We start from the raw sequence: 1,949 nt of genomic DNA on the forward strand, positions 1-1,949 counted from the left end.
GCGTCACCACCGGCGCGGCGGCGGCGGGCGCAGCGGCCGGCTGGGCCACCGCCTGCACCGTGACATTCACCTTCACCGAGGTGGAGCCCGGCAGCAGCCGCACGGTGAAGCTGTCCGTGCCGGTGAAGCCCGGATCCGGGATGTAGTCGAGGCGGGTGTAGTCGCCCACGCTCTGCACCCGGGCGCGGCCATTGGCCGGGCGGGCGGTCAGCAGCCCGGCATCGAAGGGCTCCGGCCCCGGCTTGGAGACATTGGCGCCGCACCAGCCGCCATCATTGCCGACGGTCATGGCGATCTCGGTCTGCTGCGCGTCGACCAGCCGCGGCTGGTCGTTCGGCACGGTGCAGAGCGCCGCCTTGCCCTGCAGGTCGATCGCATAGACCGGCAGGCGGGACGCCGTCACGGCCGCCGGACCGGGCGCCTGGGCGCAGGCGGCGAGCAGGGCCGGCAGGGCGAGCGCCGCCCACAGCTTGGCAGAACGCATCAACGGGCCGTCCGGGTCGAGTTGGCGCGCGCCTGGGTGGTGCTGCGGGCCGGGGTGGCGGGGGCGGAGGCGCTGGCGACGCAGCTGCCCAGCGTCGCCGGCAGCAGGTCCTTCGAGGCGGCGTAGGGGGCGAGCTCGGCGGCGGAGGGCAGCGCCATCACCTCGCGGAACAGCCGCGCGTTGCGGGCGCAGTAATCGGCGCCGACGCGGTTGGCCTCCTGCGCGCGCGCATTCGCCAGGTTGGTGACGAAGGCGTCGTTGGCGCGCTGGCCGGCGCGGCGGTCGCGGCCGGTGAAGTGCTGGATCACCGCCATGTCGTTGCGGCTGAGGTCGCTCTGGTAGCGCCGGATGAAGGCGTTGTAGGCGTCCTCGGTGTCGCAGGTGGTGGCGACCACCATCAGCTCGGTCTTCAGCGCCGACAGCTCGAACATCTTCTGATGCTCTTCATTGGCGCAGCGGAAGGGCGCGGCCATGGCGGCGGAGGAAGCGAACACGGTGCTGAGCGCCAGCAGCCCGGCCAGGCCCTGGCGGCACAGGCGGCGGCCCCGGCTGGACGTGGCGGCCTGAGGCAGTTTCGAAAGCGGGTGGCGCTGGACCATGCCCCTTTCCTCTCCGTTCTTGATGCTGCGCGCGGATGCGGCGGCGGACTGGGACAATCGAAAGGCGGTGCGACGGGGCCGCCTCCCCCCTGCCCCGCCGGCATGGCGGCTGGGCAGGCCCGGACCGGCCGGCGCAGCCTTCGCATACCGTGACAGGCCAGGGCGGGGCAAGGGTGAGAAGCAGGAATCAGCCTGTTTACCTCTACACGAAATCAGCTTGTTACACCGAATTGCTACGGTGTCGTCTGCACTCTGCCCGGCACCCCGCCCGGCCGCGCATCCGCCCGAACCGGCGCGATGCGCGCTTTGACCGGCGCCCTGGCCGCTCTACACCCCGCCGCGGGCGGGGCCGTGGCGCCGCCGCCCGGAACCGAGGGGCGGGAGAGGCAGGATGCGGGGGCTGGTGATCGCGGCGCCGCGCTCGGGCGCGGGCAAGAGTACGCTGACCATGGCGCTGCTGGCCGCCTTCCGCCGGCGCGGCCTGGCGGTGGGCGGCGCCAAATCCGGCCCCGACTATATCGACCCCGCCTTCCACGAGGCCGCCTGCGGACGCCCCAGCCCCAACCTCGACAGCTGGGCGATGCGCCCCGTGCTGCTCGATTCGGTCGCCGCCCGCGCCGCCGCCGGGCTCGACCTGCTGCTGGTCGAATCCGCCATGGGGCTGTTCGACGGCGCCGGGGAGGAAGCCGGGCGCCAGGGCAGCGCCGCCGACCTCGCCGCCCGCTTCGGCCTGCCGGTGCTGCTGCTGCTCGACGTCTCGGGCCAGTCGCAATCGGCCGGCGCGGTGGCGCGCGGCTTCGCCCTCCACCATCCGGGGGTGCGGCTGGCCGGGGTGGTGCTGAACCGCGTCGCCAGCCCGCGCCACC

At 73.9% G+C, this 1,949-nt stretch carries 3 protein-coding genes; 1 reads left to right on the top strand and 2 read right to left on the bottom strand.

The features are described 5' to 3' along the window. The coding region (locus HMPREF0731_RS21145; protein WP_007006281.1) for an Ig-like domain-containing protein at nt 1–484 on the bottom strand (484 nt) is incomplete at its 3' end. Then, nucleotides 484–1,083 (bottom strand): hypothetical protein, encoded by a 600-nt coding sequence (locus HMPREF0731_RS21150; protein WP_007006282.1) that lies wholly within the window; start codon nt 1,081–1,083, stop codon nt 484–486. The genes HMPREF0731_RS21150 and HMPREF0731_RS21145, both read right to left, overlap by 1 nt. Before the next feature lie 391 nt (nt 1,084–1,474). On the opposite strand from HMPREF0731_RS21150, the gene HMPREF0731_RS21155 reads away from it, so the two are divergent. After that, nucleotides 1,475–1,949 (top strand): nucleotide-binding protein (locus HMPREF0731_RS21155; protein ID WP_007006283.1); only part of this gene is annotated, 475 nt, incomplete at its 3' end.

Source organism: Pseudoroseomonas cervicalis ATCC 49957 (genome assembly GCF_000164635.1).
Lineage (GTDB): Bacteria > Pseudomonadota > Alphaproteobacteria > Acetobacterales > Acetobacteraceae > Pseudoroseomonas > Pseudoroseomonas cervicalis.